This window comes from Micromonospora sp. NBS 11-29, assembly GCF_002140155.1.
GTDB lineage: Bacteria > Actinomycetota > Actinomycetes > Mycobacteriales > Micromonosporaceae > Micromonospora.
This window is the reverse complement of record NZ_NAPR01000027.1, coordinates 5,363-8,065: the sequence shown is the minus strand read 5'-3', so window position 1 is coordinate 8,065 and position 2,703 is coordinate 5,363. Positions and strand designations below refer to the sequence as shown.

Annotated in this window: 2 protein-coding genes; both read left to right on the top strand. The window is 76.3% G+C overall.

Going from position 1 to position 2,703, the window contains the following annotated elements:
- Positions 1 to 50 precede the first annotated feature (50 nt).
- Positions 51 to 638, top strand: a complete 588-nt coding sequence (locus B1205_RS33630; protein WP_441338573.1) for an acyltransferase domain-containing protein — start codon at positions 51 to 53, stop codon at positions 636 to 638.
- A gap of 182 nt (positions 639 to 820) precedes the next feature.
- Positions 821 to 2,703, top strand: a 1,883-nt coding sequence (locus B1205_RS26550) for a polyketide synthase dehydratase domain-containing protein (protein ID WP_441338572.1), incomplete at its 3' end; no start/stop codon positions are given.

Below are 2,703 nucleotides of genomic sequence, written 5' to 3'. Positions count from 1 at the left end.
ACCTGCTCGACCAGACGCAGTTCACGCAGGCCGGTCTGTTCGCGGTCGAGGTGGCCCTGTTCCGCCTGGTGGAGTCGTTCGGTGTGGTGCCGGACTTCGTCGGTGGACATTCGATCGGCGAGGTCACCGCCGCGTACGTCGCGGGGGTGCTGTCGCTGGAAGACGCGTGCACGCTGGTGGCGGCGCGGGGCCGGCTGATGCAGGCGCTGCCCGAAGGCGGCGGGATGCTGGCCGTCGCCGCGTCGGAGGCGGACGTGCGGGCCTCGCTCGCCGACACGCCCGGCCTGGACGTCGCCGCCGTGAACGGACCGTCGTCCGTCGTCNTGTCGCACGCGTTCCACAGTCCGCTGATGGAGCCGATGCTCGACGAGTTCCGGGCGGTGCTGGCCGGGCTGTCGTTCTCCGCGCCGTTGCTGCCGGTGGTGTCGAACGTGACCGGTGCGTTGGCCGATCCGGTCGAGATGACCAGCGTGGACTACTGGGTGCGGCACGTCCGGGAGGCGGTGCGGTTCGCCGACGGGATCACGGCGTTGCGGNTGACGACGTGCTGGCCGTGGCGGTGCAGCGTCGTGACCGCGACGACGACGCCGCGTTGCTGGGCGCGTTGGCCGACCTGCACGTGCACGGTGTGCCGGTGACCTGGGAGACGTGGTTCGCCGGCGCCGACGCCATCCGCGTCGACCTGCCCACCTACGCCTTCCAACACCAGCGCTACTGGCTGCCCACCGGCCGCCCCCGCACCGGCGACGTCACCGGCGCCGGGCTCGGCGACACCGGCCACCCGCTGCTCGGCGCGGCCGTCACCGTCGCCGGCGCGGACATGGTCGTCCTGACCGGACGGCTGTCCCTCGCCACCCACCCCTGGCTCGCCGACCACGTGGTGGCCGGCGCCGTGCTGGTGCCCGGCACCGCGCTCACCGAACTGGCCGTGCGGGCCGGCGACGAGGCCGGCACCCCCCGGGTACGCGACCTCACGTTCGCCGCGCCGCTGGTGCTGCCCGAGACGGGCGCGGTGCGGGTACAGGTACGCGTCGGCGCCCCCGACGGCACCGGTGGCCGCCCGGTCGCCATCCACTCCCAGCCCGACGGCGACACCGACTGGACCGCACACGCCGACGGCGTGCTGGAACCCGCGTCCGCCGACGAACCCACCCTGGCCGCCTGGCCGCCCACCGGCCTCACCGAGGTGGACCTGACCGGCTGGTACCCGACGCTGGCCGGGCACGGCCTCGCCTACGGGCCGGTGTTCCAGGGGCTGCGCCGGCTCTGGACCGGCGACGGCGAGACGTACGCCGAGGTCGTGCTCCCCGACGAGGCGGCCGGCGAAGCGTCCCGCTTCGCCGTCCACCCGGCGCTGCTGGACGCCGCGCTGCACCCGGTCGGGCTGCTGCTCACCGGCGACGGCCCGCGCGTGCCGTTCACCGTCGAGGGCCTCCAGGTGCACGCCGCCGGGGCACGCGAACTGCGGGTACGGCTCACCCGCACCGGCACGACCACCCGGCTGGTCGCGGTGGACGCCGCCGGAGCGCCGGTGGTCTCCCTCGACGCGCTCGCGGTGCGGGAACTGACCGGCGTGGCCGTCGCCGGCGTCGCGGCCCGTTCCCTGCACGCGCTCACCTGGCAGCCGGAGGACCTGGCCCCGGCCGACGCGCCGTCCGACTGGGCGGTGCTCGCCGGTGACCCCGACGCCGACGCCGGTTCGGCTGACACCGCCACCGACCCCGACGCCGACGCCGACGCCGACGCCGACGCCGGCCCGGCTGACACCGCCACCGGTCGAGTGGTGCCCGCGCCGGCCGGGCTGCCCGCGTACCCCAGTGTGGCCGCGCTGGTGGAGGCGCTCGACACCGGTCGCGCCTCCGCCCCGCGGGCGCTGGTCCTGCCGCTGCCCGCCGCCGACCTGCCCGTCCCGGACGCCGTGCGCGCGGTCACCACCGGCGTGCTCGACACGGTCCGGTCCTGGCTGGCCGCCGACGCGCTCGCCGGGACCCCGCTCGTCCTGCTCACCCGCGGTGCCGTGACCACCGGCGACGACGACCCGGTGACCGACCTGGCCGGCGCCGCGGTGTGGGGCCTGCTGCGCTCGGCGCAGTCCGAACACCCCGGCCGGATCGTGCTGGCCGACCTCGACGGCGACCCCGACGCCCCCACCCTCGCGCTGCTCGCCCGGGTCGCCACCGACCCGACCGGCGGCCAGGTGGCGGTGCGGCACGGCCGGGCGTACGTCCCGCGCCTGGTCCGCGTCACCCCCGCGCCGGTCGTCTCCGCGCCGGTCGTCTCCGCGCCGGTCGTCTCCGCGCCGGAGGTCTCTGCGCCAGAGGTCTCTGGGCCGGTCGTCTCGACGGCGGGTGACGGCTCGGCCGACGGTGTGGGCGTCGCGACCGGCGGCCCGGTGGTGCCGGGTCGGGTCGGTGACGGCACGNNGGTGGTGACCGGTGGGACCGGTGCGTTGGGTGCGTTGGTGGCGGAGCATCTGGTGGTCGCGCACGGGGTGCGGTCGTTGGTGCTGGTGTCGCGGCAGGGTCCGGCCGCGCCCGGCGCGGACGCGCTCACCGAGCGGCTGACGGGGCTGGGTGCGTCGGTGTCGGTGGTGGCGGCTGACGTGACGGACCGGGAGCAGGTGGCGCGTCTGGTGGCGGATGTCCCCGGTCGGTTTGCCGGGGTGGTGCACACCGCTGGTGTGTTGGACGACGGTGTGGTGTC